This window comes from Rhizobium sp. CG5, from assembly GCF_023701945.1.
Classification (GTDB): Bacteria; Pseudomonadota; Alphaproteobacteria; order Rhizobiales; family Rhizobiaceae; genus Allorhizobium.
Genome location: NZ_JABAEF010000005.1, coordinates 13,665 through 30,217, shown reverse-complemented (window position 1 = coordinate 30,217; position 16,553 = coordinate 13,665). Strand labels below are relative to the sequence as shown.

The window sequence follows — 16,553 nt, the reverse complement described above, 5'->3', positions numbered from 1 at the left end:
CGACAGCCTAAAGGCTCACCACGAACAGCACGGCGGGAATGGTGAAGAACGCGGCGGCCGTCTGGATGGTCGCGGTCGCGGCATAAAGCGGTGCATCGCCGCCCATCTGCTTGGCCAGCAGATAGCCGTTCATGGCGGTCGGCACCGCGGCGCTGAGCGCCAGCATGGTCAGCGCATCACCCTCGATATCGAAGGCGAGGCCGAGGGCCACCATCACGATCGGGAAGACGATCAGCTTCAAGACCGTGGCGAGAATGGCGGACGGATGCGGTTTCAGCGCATCGGAGATCTTCAGGCCGGCCCCGACCATGATCAGGCCGAGGCTGAGCGAGGATTGCGAGACCAGTTCCACCGTCTGCATCAGGGGCGCATAGATCGGCAGGCCGGTCAGATTGACGATCACGCCGGTTGCCGCCCCGAGAATGATCGGGTTCGAGAGGAGTCTCGCGGCAAAGCTCTTGACGTTGCGATTGCCGCCGCCAAACCAGACCATGACACCGACATTGACGACATTGAGCGGCACGATGATCGCCGCCATCACCAGCGCGACCAATGTCAGCCCCGGCTGTCCGGCGATCTTTTCGGCGATCGCCAGCGCCATGAAGCCGTTCCAGCGGGTCGTCGTCTGGAAAATGGTGGTGAAGGCCGGCGCATCGACGCCGTTGCGCCTCAAGAGCGGCCAGAGCGCCAGGGTGCCGATCGACATGACCAGGACCGACAGATTGGCGACAACGCTGACGGCGCCGGTTTCGATTGCCGAAAAATCCGCCTGCGACAGGGTGACGAACAAGAGGGCAGGGAAGAGCACGTAAAAGCCGAGCTGCTCCAGCCCATCCCAGAGCGAGCCGTTGATCAGTGGCCATCGCTTCAGCCCGACGCCGAGAAGGACGAGCAGGAAGACCGGCAGGATGCTTTCGAAGGTGGTTGCCACGGTGTCTCAGATCCGGTTACATAGGGCCATTAGCGCTTCGCGAACTGCAACGCAATCCGCAGATTGTTGCATCCAGCCGACGCCGCTGTGCCCCCCCTGACGCTCCGAACAAAATCAACGCCCGTATTTTACGGAAGGAGACCCTATGCAAGATCATCAGGCAGAAACGAGCTATTGCCCGGAACGTGTCGCATCGCGATCACGCGACATGATCGTCCTCACCGGCTGTTCTGGTGGCGGGAAATCGACGCTCCTGAGCGCTCTGTCGCGAAAAGGTGCCTCGGTTTTTGAGGAGCCTGGACGGCAAGTGGTACGCGAACAGATATTCGTTAACGGGGATGCTTTGCCATGGAAAGACCTCGGTCTATTCGTGGACCTAACGATCTCCCGTTCCATTTACCACATGATCGAGGCATGCCGTCGGCCGGATCGCGCTTTCTTTGACCGCGGAATTATTGACCAGATCGCCGGACTTCAAGTGGCTGGCATCGACGTCCCCGAATTTCACATGCGCGCGGCTGAACGTTTTCGCTATCGGCGTCAGGTTTTCGTTCTGCCGCCTTGGCCGGAAATCTTTCACAACGACGGCGAGCGTCGACATGCATTCGAGGACGCCTTGAAAAACTACGAAGGCCTTCTGCACACATACAGGCAGTTTGGTTATGATCTTTTAGAAGTGCCGAAAGAAACCGTGGAAATGCGAGCCGAGTTTATCATTGCGCACCTCGCTGACGACGACCCTGAACAATCCCTGCGTTTTTGAGGATAATGGAATTGCGGTTGTTCGGTACGTTATCCCCAGCCCGCGTTAACCTTAATAAAAGGTTTACGTTGCCGGCAAAGGGTTAACAGTCCAGTTTCATTAACTAAGGGAAACCGGACACGGATAGGCCATATGGGAACCGCTGTGGGACGATATGCGTTGCTGCTCGTCATGATGACGTTCTTTGCGATGCTCGCTTTGGATATCACCGTTCCAGCGCTCGTGCTGAGCGTGATGGCCATGTCCAACTGGCTGGTGCAGGAGGGCGTGCCCTCAAGCCTTGGTGGGAGTAGAACCGCATGAAGTGGTTGCTGGTATTCTGGGCAGGGCCGATCCTTATTCTCGGCACATGGTATGGCCTGTCCGCGAACGACATGAGCTTCGGCATCTTCATGCTGACCCGCCAGGCGCATGATCTGGTGTTCCAGGTCTACGGTAATCTTCTCGGCATCGCGCCGGAGAGCATTCCGCCGCTGGTAGCGCGCGCCATCGTCATCGACAGTGCCGTGTTGTTTGCGCTGGTCGGCTTTCGCCGCCGCGCCCGGATCCTCGCCTGGTGGCGCGGAAGCGACCGTCAGGACGGGGAGGCCGCCTCCCTTGCCAATCCCGACAACCTGTCCAGGGCGCCCTGAAGAATAAAGCTGGCCGCCGCCGAATCGATACGGGTTGCGCGTTTGGCCCGCGACACGTCCATTTCCAGGAGCGCCCGTTCGGCCGCCACCGTCGACAACCGTTCGTCCCAGAACACGAAGGGAATGTCTGTTTTGTCCGACATCGCCCTCACGAAGGCCTTGGTCGCCTGAACCCTTGGGCCCGACGATCCATCCATGTTGACCGGCAGGCCGATGATGAAGGCGGCGACCTTTTCCTTCGTCGCAAACTCCAGCAGGACCTCGGCATCCCTAGTGAACTTGACCCGCTTGATGACCGTGCGCGGCGTGGCGAACCGCCGGCCGATATCCGACATCGACAGCCCGATCGTCTTGGTGCCGAGATCAAGCCCGGCCACCGCTTCGCCGGGCTTGAGGGCGGCGGCGAGTTCATCGATGGTCAGAATTGTCATGGAATTTGCTCATTCGGTAGATTATCTCATCACCACTGTTCGTTTCGGCCTTATGACATATTTTGCGTGAGCGACACCATTTCAAACGGCAATACTCAAAGGAGCACTCCATGAAAATCACCTGGCTCGGCCATTCCGCTTTCCGGCTTGAAACCGCCAAGGCGAAGATCCTGATCGACCCGTTCTTTTCCGGAAACCCGTCCTTTGCCGGCCTGGATGCCAAGGATGCGGCTGAAGGACTGACCCACATTCTCCTGACCCATGGTCATGGCGACCATGTCGGCGACACCGTGGCGCTCGCCAAGGAGAGCGGTGCGACGGTTCTCGCCAATGCCGATCTCGCCGCCTGGCTGGGATCGAAGGGCGTTTCCAAGCTCGAGATGGGCAATACCGGCGGCACGGTCGGTTTCGACGGCTTTACCGCCACCTTCACCAATGCCCTGCATTCCTCGGCCACGTTGACCGAAGACGGTGTGTCCCACTCGCTCGGCAATGCCAATGGGCTAATGCTGCATTTCGAGGACGAAGCCTCGCTGCTGCATATGGGCGATACCGACATCTTCTCCGACATGGCGCTGATCAACGAATTGCACCAGCCCGATATCGGCATCGTGCCGATCGGCGACCGGTTCACCATGGGCGGTGCCGTGGCCGCCCTTGCCTGCCAGCGTTTCTTCAGTTTCAAGACGGTGCTTCCCTGCCACTACGGCACGTTCGGCATCATCGACCAGACGCCGGAGAAATTCGTGGCCGGCATGGAGGGCACCAAGACCCGCGTCGAGACCCCGAAGCCGGGCGGACACGTCACCGTCTGACAAATCCCCGTTGCGCGAGAGGATCGCGGACATTATAGCGGGGAGGACAACCGCCCTGGAGAATACCGATGTCCGTTGATCTTGCCACCGTCAAGCGCGTCGCGCACCTTGCCCGCATTGCTCTCAATGATGAAGATGCCGAGCGCATGATGGGCGAACTGAATGGCATTCTCGGCTTTGTCGAGCAATTGTCCGAGGTCGACGTCTCCGGCGTGGAGCCGATGACCTCGGTCACTCCCATGGTGATGCGCAAGCGGCAGGACGTGGTGACGGATGGCAACAAGGCCGACGATATCGTCGCCAATGCGCCCGAGACAGACCGCAATTTCTTCCTGGTGCCGAAAGTGGTGGAATAGGCAGCCCGCGGCGCCGATCCGCGCGCCGCTGTTGTTGCGAGCCTGACCCATTCGAGATTGAAGCGGCCCGCGTGCCGCGCGTTCCTTTGCAAAGTGAAGCGAAACCATGAGCGACCTGACCAGCCTGACCATTGCCGAAGCCCGCGACAAGCTTGTGGCCAAGGAGATCAAAGCCGTCGAACTGACCGACGCCTATATCCAGGCGATCGAGGCGGCCAATGATGCGATCAATGCCTATGTGACGGTCACGCCGGACAAGGCCCGTGCCATGGCAGCGGCCTCCGACGAGCGTCTCTCGCAGGGCAAGGCCGGCGCGCTGGAAGGCATTCCGCTGGGCATCAAGGACCTGTTCGCCACCAAGGATGTCCATACCCAGGCCTGCTCCGACATACTCAACCGCTTCAAGCCGAAATACGAATCGACCGTCACCCAGAACCTCTGGAACGATGGCGCCGTCATGCTGGGTAAGCTTAACATGGACGAATTCGCCATGGGCTCGTCCAACGAGACCTCCCATTACGGACCGGTGATCAACCCCTGGAAGGCGACCGGTTCCAACCAGCAGCTCGTGCCGGGCGGCTCGTCCGGCGGTTCCGCTGCAGCCGTTGCCGCGCATCTGTGCGCCGGCGCCACGGCCACCGATACGGGCGGCTCGATCCGCCAGCCGGCCGCCTTTACCGGCACCGTCGGCATCAAGCCGACCTATGGCCGCTGCTCGCGCTGGGGCGTCGTCGCGTTTGCCTCGTCGCTCGACCAGGCCGGTCCCATCGCCCGCGATGTGCGCGACGCGGCGATCCTGCTGAAGTCGATGGCAAGCCTCGACCTCAAGGACACCACCTCGGTCGATCTGCCGGTTCCCGATTACGAGGCGTCGCTTGGCCAGTCCCTGAAGGGCATGAAGATCGGCATTCCGAAGGAATACCGCGTCGACGGCATGCCGGGCGAAGTCGAAACCCTGTGGAGCCAGGGCATTGCCTGGCTGAAGGATGCCGGCGCAGAGATCGTCGATATCTCGCTGCCGCACACCAAATACGCGCTGCCGGCCTATTACATCGTCGCCCCCGCCGAAGCCTCGTCGAACCTCGCCCGCTACGATGGCGTGCGCTACGGCCTGCGCGTCGACGGCAAGGACATTGCCGACATGTACGAAAAGAGCCGTGCCGAAGGTTTCGGCACCGAGGTCAAGCGCCGCATCATGATCGGCACCTATGTGCTGTCGGCCGGCTATTACGACGCCTATTATCTGCAGGCCCAGAAGGTCCGCACCCTGATCAAGCGCGACTTCGAGCAGGTCTTTGCAGCGGGTGTCGATGCGATCCTGACGCCAGCCACGCCATCCTCGGCCTTTGCCATCGGTGACGAGGAGCTCGCCGCCGATCCGGTCAAGATGTATATGCAGGACATCTTCACGGTGACCGTCAACATGGCCGGCCTGCCGGGCCTGTCCGTTCCCGCCGGCCTCGACGCCCGCGGCCTGCCGCTTGGCCTGCAACTTATCGGCAAGCCGTTCGAGGAGGAAACCCTGTTCAAGACGGCGCATGTGATCGAACAGGCCGCTGGAAAATTCACGCCGAAGAAGTGGTGGTAAGGTCGAGGTTGGGACCTTCGCCGTTCAGTCTTCGTTGAGCGGCGGATATTGACGTCTTTGGTGGATCACCGTCAGGATGTCTATGTGTGTTGCTGTGGTCGCAGAATAGACAATTGTGTAGGGAAGCCCGGCAATCGCAAGTTCGCGTGAGCCGGCGACGACGCCTTGACGGCCCAGCAGCGGGAAAGCCGCCAGGATGTCGATCGCCTGTCTTATCCTTGAAATGATCCGGTCTGCAGTATTCGGATCGTATTCGGCGATATGTGAGTGGATGGAGCGGAGATCGTCGACAGCCTGAGGAGTGAAACTAACGTTCAAAGCCGAACGACTCCCAGACGTCATCCGCCGGGATCATTTTCGAACGATCCTTGGCTTGGTCCAGGGCTTTGCGAACCTTGGCTTCCTTCCAGGCGTCATAGCCTGGACCATGCGCTACCGAAGGCTCAGTCGTCAGTTCCGCGAGGTCGGGGCGTTCGTTGGACATCTTCATAACTATAATTTAGCGCATCATCGGGCTTGAAGCCAGTCTTTACCGAGCACTGCCGATCAGTCTGACTTGAGGCGCGCCCGCTGCCGGATATGACAGCGAGCGCGCCGGTTCGACTTACCGATTATCCAGCTCCGCCCTGACCAGCACCAACCCTCTCTCGGTGATGCGGTAGGGCTTTCCGCCTTTCGACGAGATCGCCCGTTTCTGTTTCAACTTTCGAAACAGGTCCAGTCCGACGCCGGGATAGAGCCAGCCGTCGCGGGAAAAGCAGTGCACGGTTTCGATTTTGCGGTTTTGGTCGCGGATGAGTTCGATCCTGCCGCCCTGGGCGAGCAGGTGAAGGATGCGCTGTTCGGCGCGGGAAATGTCCATTGTGGTGATCCGGAATTCGCGTTCGAAAACGAACGCACAAAAACGTATCCGGCGCCGGTCAGGCGTCGGTGCTTCGTTTCTGTCGGGCCCTTGCGCGCGGCATCTCCGCGGGCAGGGGCCTTTACCGGGTCTCAGCGAACATAAAAGCTCCACGGGTTGGAGATTTGCCTATGCCGGAACTCCATAAATCCGTCAAGCGAGCGTGATGCTGTCCCTATCCTGCGCGTCGTTCCCGCTACCCTCGAATCCCGGCAATGGGCGCCGTCCGACCCCATGTGCGGACCCCACTGGAAAAAGCCCCCCGCTAATGGTCTACTGATCGGGATTGAAGGGGAGACCATGATCACCATACGGAACGCGCGACTGGATGAGGCCGGACTTTTGGCCGAAATCGGGGTTAGAGCCTGGGAAAAGGCCATGGTGCCCGTCGGCGAGACCAAGGCGATGCTGGACAATGCGCGATCGGCCTTCATGAATTTCACCCAGTCGCGCTGGCTAACCATTTCCGTGGTCGAAAAGCATGGCAATCCGGCCGGCTGGGCGGCCCGCGAGGATCTCGACGAGAATATCTCCGATTTCTGGATCGACCCGGACCATCAGGGGCAGGGGCTTGGAACGGCGCTGCTGGCGGCCATCGAGGCCGACATTCTCCATCAGGGCTTCGAAAAGGCCATGCTGCAGAGCCATGCCCGCAATCGCGAAGCGGTGGATTTCTTCGAAAAACACGGATTTTCGGTACACTGGCTGACGGTCGCCTATAACCCCAAGCTCGACCGCGATGTGGAAACGGTCGGCCTGTCAAAGCAACTCGCCTCCGAGACGGCGAACACCTATGGCCCGAGCGGCAGTTTCGAGTAGAACGGTTTGGCCGACCTCGGTCGCCGGCTTACTGAAACTCCGCCATGACCCCACGTGCCATATCGGTCATGAGGGAAGGTGCAACGGCCAAGATAATACCGGCCGCCGCAATGATCAGGACATGGATCCCGGCAATGCCGATCAGATAGGTTGCAAAGGGTTGCTTGCGTGTCTTGTGCCGCAGGATGTTGCAGGCCAGCAGAGCGCCGGGACTGCCGGCCAGCAAGGCGAGCGTCAACAAGGTCGATTCCCGAATACGCCAGCCGCCGTCTCGGGCCGCCATCTTGTCCCACCAGTAGACGCAGAAAACCACCGCATTGTAGAGCGCCACGATCAGCGCGAGATAAAGGATATGTTCGAGTGCCATGCGCGCAAGGGTAGCGGATTGATGTTAAAGGATCGTCACCCATGGCGGTCGACCTTGACCCCGCGGGCGTGCCAAGCCTTGCGCCGCCCGGCCATTTGTTCTACCTCAACGAAGACCAAAGTTCTCCTTCAGCCCAGCATTCGCACGAGCATCAGATGACCCTTGTTGACACCCGCACGCCCGATCCGAAACGCTTCATCCCTGGCGCCACCGGCGATTGGGAAATCGTCATCGGCATGGAAGTCCATGCGCAGGTCACCAGCCAGTCAAAACTGTTTTCCGGTGCCTCGACCACCTTCGGCAATGCGCCGAATTCCAACGTCTCGCTGGTCGATGCGGCCATGCCCGGCATGCTGCCTGTCATCAACGAGGAATGCGTGGCGCAGGCCGTGCGCACCGGTCTTGGCCTGAAAGCCCAGATCAACAAGCGCTCGATCTTCGACCGCAAGAACTATTTCTATCCCGACCTGCCGCAGGGCTACCAGATCTCGCAGTTCAAGGATCCGATCGTCGGCGAGGGCAAGATCATCATCTCGCTCGGCCCCGATCGCCAGGGCCAGTTCGAGGACATCGAAATCGGCATCGAGCGCCTGCATCTGGAACAGGACGCCGGCAAGTCGATGCACGACCAGCACCCGACCATGTCCTATGTCGATCTGAACCGCTCCGGCGTGGCGCTGATGGAAATCGTCTCCAAGCCCGACATGCGCTCGTCCGACGAAGCCAAGGCCTATATGACCAAGCTGCGCTCCATCGTGCGCTATCTCGGCACCTGCGACGGCAACATGGACGAGGGCTCGATGCGCGCCGACGTCAACGTCTCGGTGCGCAAGCCCGGCGGCGAATTCGGCACGCGCTGCGAGATCAAGAACGTCAACTCGATCCGCTTCATCGGCCAGGCCATCGAATACGAGGCCCGTCGCCAGATTGCCATTCTGGAAGACGGCGGCTCAATCGACCAGGAAACCCGCCTGTTCGATCCGGGCAAGGGCGAGACCCGCTCGATGCGCTCCAAGGAAGATGCGCATGACTATCGCTATTTCCCCGACCCGGACCTGCTGCCGCTGGAATTCGACGACGCCTTCATCGAGGAGATGAAGAAGGACCTGCCGGAACTGCCCGACGACAAGAAGGCCCGCTTCGTCGCCGAACTCGGCCTGTCGGTCTATGACGCCTCGGTGCTGGTCTCGGAAAAGGCGATCGCCGATTATTACGAGGCGGTGGCTGCCGGCCGCGACGGCAAGATCGCTGCCAACTGGGTGATCAACGACCTGCTGGGCGCCTTGAACAAAGCGGGCAAAGGCATTGAAGAGACTCCGGTTTCCCCCGCCCAGCTCGGCGGCATCATCGATCTGATCAAATCGGAAGTCATCTCCGGCAAGATCGCCAAGGACCTGTTCGAGATCGTCTTTTCCGAAGGCGGCGACCCGGCCGAGCTGGTCGAAAGCCGCGGCATGAAGCAGGTCACCGATACCGGCGCCATCGAGAAGGCCGTCGACGACATCATCGCCGCCAACCCGGACCAGGTCGCCAAGGTGCTGGCCAAGCCGACCCTGGCCGGCTGGTTCGTCGGCCAGGTGATGAAGGCGACCGGCGGCAAGGCCAATCCCCAGGCGGTACAGGCCCTGGTCAAGGCCAAGCTCGGTTTGCCGGAGGAATAGGCCTTGTTCTTTGTGCGCACCGTTGGCCCGCAGGATCTCGACGCGGTCAGGGCGTTGCTGGCGGAAAGCTTCCACGCCACCTATGACGGCTATTATGGTGCCGCCAAGGTCAAGCAGCTGCTCGACAGCTGGCATTCGCCGGCAGCGCTGAAAGCCCGCCTGGCCAAGAAAGGTGGCGAGTTTCTGGTGGCTGATGATGGACGCAAGCTTGGCGGTGTCGCTTATGCCGCCATGTCGGACAAGATGGCCAAGACCGCCATGCTGCACCAGCTCTACGTGCGCCCGACCTGCGTCAGGCAGGGTATCGGCCGCGATCTCTTCGCCGAGCTGGAAACCTGTTTTCCGGATGCCGAAGTCATGCGTCTCGAAGTCGAGCCGCGCAACGAAGCGGCGATCGCCTTCTATACCTCCCATGGCTTTGTCGAGGTCGACCGCACGACCAGCTGCGGCGGCGCCAACAGCGGTCTTGACGCCATCGTCATGGAAAAGACGCTCGGCTGACGGGATCGTTTCAACAAGGAGAACCGCCGATGGACCTTGGCCCGATCACGGTCAGGCTGGCTGTCGAACAGGATGTGCCGGCGATTGCCGCCATTCTGGCCGGTGACACGGTCGGCGGCCACGGCGATACCGCCGATCCCGCCGCTTTGCCGGACTACCTGAAAGCCTTCCGGCAGATCGCCGCCTCGACCAGCGAGCGGCTCTATGTGGCCGAGCGCGGCGGCGAGGTCGTGGCGACCTTCCAGACGCTCGTCACCACGACGCTGTCCGGCCGCGGCTCGTCCTCGATGATCATTGAGGCGGTGCACACCCGGCCCGATTGCCGCGGGCAGGGCATCGGTGCGCAGATGATCCGCTTCTGCCTGGACGAGGCCGAGCGGAGCGGCATGCGGCTGGTTCAGCTGACGTCCAATGCGGCGCGCAAGGATGCCCACCGCTTCTATGAGCGCCTCGGCTTTACGGCGAGCCATATCGGCTTCAAGATCAAGCTGAAATGACGGGCATGACATTTGGAATCACTGGACAACGCAGCCCCGAGGCGGCATAAGCGGGAGAGCGAATTTGGGACCGGCTCGGCCTCTGCGCCTGCCGGCATCGACTGACGAATCCCTAAGGAAAAGACATGAAGAATTTCCTGCTGCAGATTTTCACCTGGTGGAATGGCCAGACCATGGGGACGCGTTTCTTTACCTGGCGCAACGGCAAGCGCGTCGGCGAAGATGAATTCGGCAATATCTATTACGAAGGCGGCCTGACCACATTCGGCCTGCCGCGCCGCTGGGTCGTCTACAAGGGCTATGCGGACGCCTCCTGCATTCCGCCCGGCTGGCACGGCTGGATCCATCACCGCACCGATGTCGCCCCGACCAAGGAAGACTACAAGGCCCGCGAATGGGAAAAGGGCCACCGCGCCAATGCCACCGGCACGTCGCTGGCCTATCGTCCGCCGGGTTCGATCGCCGTGGCCGGCGAGCGTCCCGCCGTCACTGGCGATTATGACGCATGGACGCCGGGCAACTGATCCCGGCTTTTTGCCACAATTGACCTTTAGGCGCTTGGATCGACGGTGCTGCAATCGCCAGCGGCGCAAGACGATGCATTCGGTGGAGACCTGCAGACACATGAAGCCTTTCAAGCAGGATGGATCTTTGCCTGGCCTGTTGCGGCTGGGCGTGGCACTGGCCGTCGGATCCGTCTTCCTCCCGGTCGCGCCGGCCCAGGCAGAGCGGATCAGCAATTCCGTTGCCGTCTTTTCCGGGATCGACAAGATCACCGGGCGCATCACCGAATTCGATGTCTATATCGACGAGACCGTACAGTTCGGCGCGCTGCAGGTGACGCCGAAGGTCTGCTATTCCCGCGACGAAACCGAAGCGCAGAAGATCGATGCCTTCGTGGAAGTCGACGAGATCACCCTCGACCGCAAGATCCGCCGCATCTTTTCCGGCTGGATGTTCGCCGACAGCCCGGCGCTCAATGCCGTCGAGCACGCCATCTATGACGTCTGGCTGAAAGACTGCAAGCAGTCCTCCGACGTCCCGGCACCCAAGCCCGCCAGCTGACGCCTATCGTCGGCCCAGGCCCGCACGCCTATCAAAAACACATAGCTGCTCAATCCCCAAAAGGCAGGTTCGGCGAGGCCATGGCGCGCTCCAGCAGGCGTGCGTAATCCGCTTTTGGAACGTCGATGGCGCCGAATGTCTTCAGATGCTCGGTGGTGAACTGCGTGTCGAGCAGGGTGAAGCCCCGGGCGTTCAGATGGTCGACCAGGAAGGCCAGGCAGATCTTCGAGGCATTGGTGCGCCGGGAAAACATGCTCTCGCCGAAGAAGGCCGAGCCGAGCGACACGCCGTAGAGCCCGCCGATCAACTCGTCGCCCTCCCAGGCCTCGACCGAATGGGCATGGCCCATGCGGAACAGCGCGCCGTAGAGGCCGCGAATGGTCTGGTTGATCCAGGTGCTCGGCCGGTTGTCGACCGCCTCGCCGCATTTCTCGATCACCTGCTCGAAGGCGGTATCGATGCGGATGTCGAACGGCTTCTGGCGGATGGCCTTGGCAAGGCTGCGGGGAAGATGAAAAGCATCGAGCGGCAGGATGCCGCGCAGATCCGGTTCGACCCAGAAGATTTCCGGGTCGTCTGCCGATTCGGCCATCGGGAAAAGCCCGATGGAATAGGCGCGCAGCAGGATGTCCGGCGTAATGGATGTCTCTCTGCCGCGCCGCCTTGCCATCGAGGTCTTTAATGAGCTGTCCTGGCCAGATATTCCTCCAGCCAGTGGATGTCATAGTCGCCGTTGGCTATGTCCTGATTGGAAATCAGGTCCTGGAACAGCGGCAGGGTGGTCTTGATACCGTCGATGACAAACTCGTCGAGCACGCGGCGCAGACGCATCATGCATTCGACGCGGGTGCGGCCATGCACGATCAGCTTGCCGATCAGGCTGTCATAGTAAGGCGGGATCTTGTAGCCCTGATAGGCGCCGCTGTCGACGCGCACGCCCAGGCCGCCCGGCGCATGGAAATGCGTGATCGTGCCGGGGGAGGGCACGAAGGTGCGCGGATCCTCGGCATTGATGCGGCATTCGATGGCATGGCCGGAAAACACCACTTCGGCCTGGGTGACCGACAGGCCGCCGCCGGACGCGATGCGGATCTGTTCATGCACCAGGTCGATGCCGGTGATGGCTTCGGTGATCGGATGCTCCACCTGCAGGCGGGTGTTCATCTCGATGAAGAAGAACTCGCCGTTTTCATACAGGAACTCGATCGTGCCGGCGCCGCGATATTTCAGCTTGCGCATCGCATCGGCGCAGATTTCGCCGATCTTCATGCGCTGCTCGACATTGAGGGCCGGAGAGTTGGCCTCTTCCCAGACCTTCTGGTGGCGGCGCTGCAAAGAGCAGTCGCGTTCGCCCAGATGAATGGCATTGCCTTCGCCGTCGCCCAGCACCTGGACTTCGATATGGCGCGGCTTGCCGAGGTATTTTTCCATGTAGACGGCGTCGTTGCCGAACGCCGCCAGCGCTTCGGAGCGGGCCGTCGAGACGGCCTCTTCGACTTCCGACTCGTCCTTGGCAATCTTCATGCCGCGGCCGCCGCCGCCGGCGGTTGCCTTGATCAGCACGGGGAAACCGATTTCGCGGGCGATCTGCAGGGCGTTTTCCGGCAGCACTTCGCCGGCCGATCCGGGAACGACCGGAATGCCGAGCGCCTTGGCGGTATCCTTGGCGGTGATCTTGTCGCCCATGATACGGATATGGTCCGCGGTCGGTCCGATGAAAGTGATGCCATGGGCGTCGAGGATATCGGCGAACCGGGCATTTTCCGACAGGAATCCGTAGCCCGGATGCACGGCATCAGCACCGGTGATTTCGCAGGCAGCGACGATCTGATGAATGTTCAGATAGCTGTCGCGCGATTGCGGCGGGCCGATGCACACGCTTTCGTCGGCCAGGCGCACGTGCATCGCATCGGCGTCGGCAGTCGAGTGCACGGCGACCGACGCAATGCCGAGTTCCTTGCAGGCGCGCAGGACGCGAAGGGCGATTTCGCCGCGATTGGCAATGAGGATCTTGGAAATGGGGGGCATTGGCTTACTCGATGATGACCAGAGCCTCGCCGTATTCGACAGGGCGGGAATCCTCGGTGAGGATTTCAACGACCTTGCCCGAACGCGGCGCGGGAATCTGGTTCATGGTTTTCATCGCTTCGATGATCAGAAGCGTCTGGCCTTCCTTGACGATCGAGCCCACTTCGATAAAGGGCCGCGATCCGGGAGCCGGCGAAAGATAGACCGTGCCGACCATCGGAGCGGTGACGGCATTGGCGAGGTTGCGCACGGGTTCGGCAGCAATGACCGGCGCCACGGCAACGGGTGCCGGCTGAGCCTGGTAGGCCATCTGCGGCATCGCCATCATCGGCATGCCGGCGCGCGAAACGCGAATGCGCAGGGCGTCCTGCTCGACTTCGATTTCCGTCAGATCGGTTTCGTTGAGAATGTTTGCCAGATCACGGATCAACGCCTGATCGATACCCGTCTTTTTTTCAGCCATGGAGTCTGTCCCAATTCTTGTCTATTGAGTGATGTTCTTCAGCGCATGCAGCGCCAGGATATAGCTAAACGGCCCGAAGCCGCAGATAACGCCTTTGACCGCGGGCGCTATCATCGATTTGTGGCGGAATTCCTCGCGCGCGTGCACGTTGGAAATATGCACTTCGATGACCGGCACCGGAATGGCGCGGATGGCATCGTGCAGGGCAACGGACGTATGGGTGTAGGCACCGGCATTGAAGGCCACGCCTGCCGCCGTGGCTCCCGCCTCGTGCAGCCAGTCGACCAGCACACCCTCGTGATTGCTCTGCCGGAAATCGACAACAAAGCCGAGCGCTTCGCCGGCGGCGCGGCAATCGGCCTCGATATCGGCCAGCGTCTTGCCGCCGTAAATTCCGGGCTCGCGCTTTCCCAGCGCATTGAGATTGGGGCCGTTCAGGACAAATATCGTCTTGCTCATCTGCGGTTCCGTAGCGTCTTGAAGGCCTCCTATAGACCGCCGGGCCGGCTAGGGAAAGCCCCTAGCCGTTTTGCACAGGCTGCAGGATGGGGAAACCGTGCTCAGCAGGTGGTCTTGCCGCAGCCGCGGATATTGGCGACCATCTCGCCGAGCGCCTTAGACCCGACGGCACCGCCCAGCGGCTGGTCGCCCACGACATAGGCAGGCGTTCCCGTGAAGCCCAGGCTGAGCGCCAACTGGTTGGCCTCGGCAAAGGCCTGGGTGGCCGGTTTGGCCACCATCATCGCCCGGATCGCGGCTTCGCTGACCCCGAGGGACTCGGCCGTCTCAAGGGCGCTTTCTTCCGTGGCGCGGTTCGGGCTGCCCATCAGGGTGCGGTGAAACGCGCCGTATTTTTCCGGGGCGATCTTGCGGAAGGCGTCCGACACCACATGGGTCGCCTCAGAATCGGGGCCGAGGATCGGCCATTCCTTCAGCACGAAGCGAACATTCTTGTCGCTGGCGATGATCGTGTCCATGTCGGCCAGCGCCTTGCGGCAATAGCCGCAATTGTAGTCGAAGAACTCGACGATGGTGACGTCGCCCTCAGGGTTGCCCAGCGCGATGTCGTGTTCCGACTGGAAGAGGGCGGTCTTGTTGTCCTTCAGGGCGGCCGATGCCTTCTGGGCCTGGGCGTCGCGGTATTTCTTTTCCAGCGCATCCTGGACTTCGAGCATGATCTCGGGATTGGTCACCAGGTAGTCCTTGATCCGTGCTCCGAAGGCGGCGTCATTGCCCGCATCGGCAACCTGGACCGGTGCCGGCGCCAAGGCCTTGGGAAGCAGAACGAGACCTGTCGCTGCAACGGTCCAGGCGACGAACGCGACGCCTGCGATAATGGCGATTTTCGATGCACTCAGTGCCATGGTGGTCCTCGTCTGAAGGCCCCCGGGCAGGGCCGTGCTTGTTTGGCGGTGGCGGGCCGCGCCGGTCTTCGTGACCCTTTTAAAGAAAGGGCATAACGAGGGGAACGGCAAAAAGAAAGCGGTCCTCGATCTCTCGCCATTGTGATGACCGGAATAATACGGCAAATGTCGGGCGCCGATGACTAGCAGAGAAAGCCTTGCTTGTGGTTCCCTTGTCCAAACGCAGTGCCGTCGATCCCTTCCATGCCATGGACGTTCTGGCGGAGGCCAATCGCCGCCGCCAGGCCGGCCGTCCGGTGATCTCCATGGCGGTCGGCCAGCCGGGTCACGCCGCACCCGCCGCAGCCCTTGAGGCGGCCCGCACGGCCCTCGAGCATGGCCGGATCGGCTATACCGATGCGCTTGGGCTGCCGGACCTGCGCCAGGCGCTGTCGGGCTACTATCGGCGCAAACACGGCGTTGACATCGATGCGCGGCGTATCGCCATTACCACCGGCTCTTCGGCCGGCTTCAACCTCGCCTTCCTGACGTTGTTCGACGCCGGCGATGCGGTGGCGATCGCCCGGCCCGGCTATCCCGCCTACCGCAACATTCTGCGGGCTCTGGGGCTGGTGGTGGTCGAGGTGCCGGTCAGTGCCGAGACGCACTACACCCTGACGCCGGAAAGCCTTGAGGCGGCGCAGACGAGGGCAGGGGTGCGGCTGAAGGGTGTACTGCTGGCAAGTCCCGCCAATCCGACCGGGACGGTGACCGGCCGGCTTCAGCTTCAGCGCGTCTCCGACTATTGCAGGCTGCACGACATCGCCTTCATCTCCGACGAGATCTATCACGGCCTGACCTATTCGACGGACGCCGCCAGCGCCGTTGAATTCGGCGATGACGCGATCATCATCAATTCCTTTTCCAAATACTATTGCATGACGGGATGGCGGATCGGCTGGATGGTCGTGCCGGATGCCATGGTCCGGCCGCTCGAATGCCTGGCCCAGAGCCTCTATATCTCGGCGCCGGAACTGTCGCAGGTCGCCGCCATCGCGGCGCTCGGTGCGGGCGACGAGCTGGAGCTCTACAAGGACAGCTGCCGGGCCAATCGCGACGTCCTGCAGCAGCGCCTGCCGGAGTTCGGCTTTGACCTTCTGTCGCCGATGGACGGCGCCTTCTATGCCTATGTCGATGTCAGCCGGTTCACCAATGACAGCATGGATTTTGCCCGCCGCATGCTGGCAGAGACCGACGTCGCCGCCACGCCGGGTCTCGACTTCGACCCGCTCGAGGGCCATCGCGCCCTGCGTCTGTCCTATGCCGGAACCATGGCCGAAATGGTCGAGGCCACGGATCGCATCGCCGGCTGGCTCCGGTAAATATGATTCT

Annotated in this window: 24 protein-coding genes; 13 read left to right on the top strand and 11 right to left on the bottom strand. The window is 61.5% G+C overall.

Going from position 1 to position 16,553, the window contains the following annotated elements:
• Window positions 1–7: 7 nt before the first annotated feature.
• A complete protein-coding gene (locus HGO38_RS09880; protein WP_250955725.1) occupies window positions 8–931 on the bottom strand; it encodes an AEC family transporter in 924 nt (307 codons plus the stop codon).
• Window positions 932–1,076: 145 nt separating this feature from the next.
• On the opposite strand from HGO38_RS09880, the gene HGO38_RS09875 reads away from it, so the two are divergent.
• The 3 genes from HGO38_RS09875 to HGO38_RS09865 all read left to right on the top strand — a co-directional run bounded on the left by HGO38_RS09875 (window position 1,077) and on the right by HGO38_RS09865 (window position 2,326).
• The gene (locus tag HGO38_RS09875) at window positions 1,077–1,694 is read left to right on the top strand and encodes an AAA family ATPase (RefSeq protein ID WP_250955724.1); all 618 of its coding nucleotides are present in this window, start codon (window positions 1,077–1,079) and stop codon (window positions 1,692–1,694) included.
• A gap of 132 nt (window positions 1,695–1,826) precedes the next feature.
• Entirely contained in the window at window positions 1,827–1,997 is a 171-nt protein-coding gene (locus tag HGO38_RS09870) for a hypothetical protein (RefSeq protein ID WP_250955723.1), read from the top strand.
• Window positions 1,994–2,326: a DUF6105 family protein gene (locus tag HGO38_RS09865; protein WP_250955722.1), complete on the top strand. Its 333-nt coding sequence runs from the start codon at window positions 1,994–1,996 to the stop codon at window positions 2,324–2,326. The genes HGO38_RS09870 and HGO38_RS09865 overlap by 4 nt, the downstream gene beginning before the upstream one ends.
• Here the strand turns inward: HGO38_RS09865 and ruvX are convergent.
• Window positions 2,269–2,757 (bottom strand): Holliday junction resolvase RuvX, encoded by a 489-nt coding sequence (gene ruvX, locus HGO38_RS09860; protein ID WP_250955721.1) that lies wholly within the window; start codon window positions 2,755–2,757, stop codon window positions 2,269–2,271. The two genes, HGO38_RS09865 and ruvX, sit on opposite strands and share 58 nt — an antisense overlap.
• A gap of 110 nt (window positions 2,758–2,867) precedes the next feature.
• Between ruvX and HGO38_RS09855 the strand changes: the two genes are divergently transcribed.
• From HGO38_RS09855 to gatA, 3 genes are all read left to right on the top strand, one after another.
• A complete protein-coding gene (locus HGO38_RS09855) occupies window positions 2,868–3,572 on the top strand; it encodes a metal-dependent hydrolase (protein WP_250955720.1) in 705 nt (234 codons plus the stop codon).
• Window positions 3,573–3,640: 68 nt separating this feature from the next.
• Complete coding sequence (gene gatC, locus HGO38_RS09850; protein WP_168473151.1) at window positions 3,641–3,928, top strand: Asp-tRNA(Asn)/Glu-tRNA(Gln) amidotransferase subunit GatC; 288 nt, start codon at window positions 3,641–3,643, stop codon at window positions 3,926–3,928.
• Window positions 3,929–4,034: 106 nt separating this feature from the next.
• The gene (gene gatA / locus HGO38_RS09845; protein ID WP_250955719.1) at window positions 4,035–5,516 is read left to right on the top strand and encodes an Asp-tRNA(Asn)/Glu-tRNA(Gln) amidotransferase subunit GatA; all 1,482 of its coding nucleotides are present in this window, start codon (window positions 4,035–4,037) and stop codon (window positions 5,514–5,516) included.
• 24 nt (window positions 5,517–5,540) lie between these two features.
• Here gatA and HGO38_RS09840 read toward each other — a convergent pair whose 3' ends face one another.
• From HGO38_RS09840 to HGO38_RS09830, 3 genes are all read right to left on the bottom strand, one after another.
• Entirely contained in the window at window positions 5,541–5,834 is a 294-nt protein-coding gene (locus HGO38_RS09840) for a type II toxin-antitoxin system RelE/ParE family toxin (RefSeq protein ID WP_250955718.1), read from the bottom strand.
• Entirely contained in the window at window positions 5,824–6,000 is a 177-nt protein-coding gene (locus HGO38_RS09835) for a hypothetical protein (protein ID WP_250955717.1), read from the bottom strand. Before HGO38_RS09835 ends, HGO38_RS09840 begins: the two co-directional genes overlap by 11 nt.
• Window positions 6,001–6,120: 120 nt before the next feature.
• The gene (locus HGO38_RS09830) at window positions 6,121–6,378 is read right to left on the bottom strand and encodes a YjhX family toxin (protein WP_250955716.1); all 258 of its coding nucleotides are present in this window, start codon (window positions 6,376–6,378) and stop codon (window positions 6,121–6,123) included.
• Between the two features lie 339 nt (window positions 6,379–6,717).
• Between HGO38_RS09830 and HGO38_RS09825 the strand changes: the two genes are divergently transcribed.
• Window positions 6,718–7,236 (top strand): GNAT family N-acetyltransferase, encoded by a 519-nt coding sequence (locus HGO38_RS09825; protein WP_250955715.1) that lies wholly within the window; start codon window positions 6,718–6,720, stop codon window positions 7,234–7,236.
• Window positions 7,237–7,264: 28 nt separating this feature from the next.
• Here the strand turns inward: HGO38_RS09825 and HGO38_RS09820 are convergent, their stop codons facing one another.
• Window positions 7,265–7,603 carry a DUF1294 domain-containing protein gene (locus tag HGO38_RS09820; protein WP_250955714.1) on the bottom strand — a complete coding sequence of 113 codons (339 nt, stop codon included), beginning with the start codon at window positions 7,601–7,603 and terminating at the stop codon, window positions 7,265–7,267.
• 155 nt (window positions 7,604–7,758) lie between these two features.
• Between HGO38_RS09820 and gatB the strand changes: the two genes are divergently transcribed.
• The 5 genes from gatB (at window position 7,759) to HGO38_RS09795 (ending at window position 11,327) form a co-directional block, all read left to right on the top strand.
• On the top strand, window positions 7,759–9,264 hold the full coding sequence (gene gatB, locus HGO38_RS09815) for an Asp-tRNA(Asn)/Glu-tRNA(Gln) amidotransferase subunit GatB (RefSeq protein WP_250955713.1): 1,506 nt from the start codon (window positions 7,759–7,761) through the stop codon (window positions 9,262–9,264).
• 3 nt (window positions 9,265–9,267) lie between these two features.
• A complete protein-coding gene (locus HGO38_RS09810) occupies window positions 9,268–9,765 on the top strand; it encodes a GNAT family N-acetyltransferase (protein WP_250955712.1) in 498 nt (165 codons plus the stop codon).
• Between the two features lie 29 nt (window positions 9,766–9,794).
• A complete protein-coding gene (locus tag HGO38_RS09805) occupies window positions 9,795–10,262 on the top strand; it encodes a GNAT family N-acetyltransferase (protein WP_250955711.1) in 468 nt (155 codons plus the stop codon).
• Between the two features lie 125 nt (window positions 10,263–10,387).
• Window positions 10,388–10,786, top strand: a complete 399-nt coding sequence (locus HGO38_RS09800; RefSeq protein ID WP_250955710.1) for an NADH:ubiquinone oxidoreductase subunit NDUFA12 — start codon at window positions 10,388–10,390, stop codon at window positions 10,784–10,786.
• A gap of 100 nt (window positions 10,787–10,886) precedes the next feature.
• The gene (locus HGO38_RS09795; RefSeq protein ID WP_250955709.1) at window positions 10,887–11,327 is read left to right on the top strand and encodes a DUF2155 domain-containing protein; all 441 of its coding nucleotides are present in this window, start codon (window positions 10,887–10,889) and stop codon (window positions 11,325–11,327) included.
• A gap of 49 nt (window positions 11,328–11,376) precedes the next feature.
• On the opposite strand, the gene aat is transcribed toward HGO38_RS09795, so the two are convergent.
• The 5 genes from aat to HGO38_RS09770 all read right to left on the bottom strand — a co-directional run bounded on the left by aat (window position 11,377) and on the right by HGO38_RS09770 (window position 15,182).
• Window positions 11,377–11,997 (bottom strand): leucyl/phenylalanyl-tRNA--protein transferase, encoded by a 621-nt coding sequence (gene aat, locus HGO38_RS09790; protein WP_250955708.1) that lies wholly within the window; start codon window positions 11,995–11,997, stop codon window positions 11,377–11,379.
• 8 nt (window positions 11,998–12,005) lie between these two features.
• Entirely contained in the window at window positions 12,006–13,355 is a 1,350-nt protein-coding gene (accC, locus tag HGO38_RS09785) for an acetyl-CoA carboxylase biotin carboxylase subunit (RefSeq protein ID WP_250955707.1), read from the bottom strand.
• Window positions 13,356–13,359: 4 nt separating this feature from the next.
• Window positions 13,360–13,818 carry an acetyl-CoA carboxylase biotin carboxyl carrier protein gene (gene accB / locus HGO38_RS09780; RefSeq protein WP_250955706.1) on the bottom strand — a complete coding sequence of 153 codons (459 nt, stop codon included), beginning with the start codon at window positions 13,816–13,818 and terminating at the stop codon, window positions 13,360–13,362.
• Between the two features lie 21 nt (window positions 13,819–13,839).
• Window positions 13,840–14,277, bottom strand: coding sequence for a type II 3-dehydroquinate dehydratase (gene aroQ / locus HGO38_RS09775; RefSeq protein ID WP_250955705.1), 438 nt, complete (start codon window positions 14,275–14,277; stop codon window positions 13,840–13,842).
• A gap of 101 nt (window positions 14,278–14,378) precedes the next feature.
• On the bottom strand, window positions 14,379–15,182 hold the full coding sequence (locus HGO38_RS09770) for a DsbA family protein (RefSeq protein ID WP_250955704.1): 804 nt from the start codon (window positions 15,180–15,182) through the stop codon (window positions 14,379–14,381).
• A gap of 203 nt (window positions 15,183–15,385) precedes the next feature.
• On the opposite strand from HGO38_RS09770, the gene HGO38_RS09765 reads away from it, so the two are divergent.
• Window positions 15,386–16,543: a pyridoxal phosphate-dependent aminotransferase gene (locus HGO38_RS09765; protein WP_250955993.1), complete on the top strand. Its 1,158-nt coding sequence runs from the start codon at window positions 15,386–15,388 to the stop codon at window positions 16,541–16,543.
• Window positions 16,544–16,553: the final 10 nt, after the last annotated feature.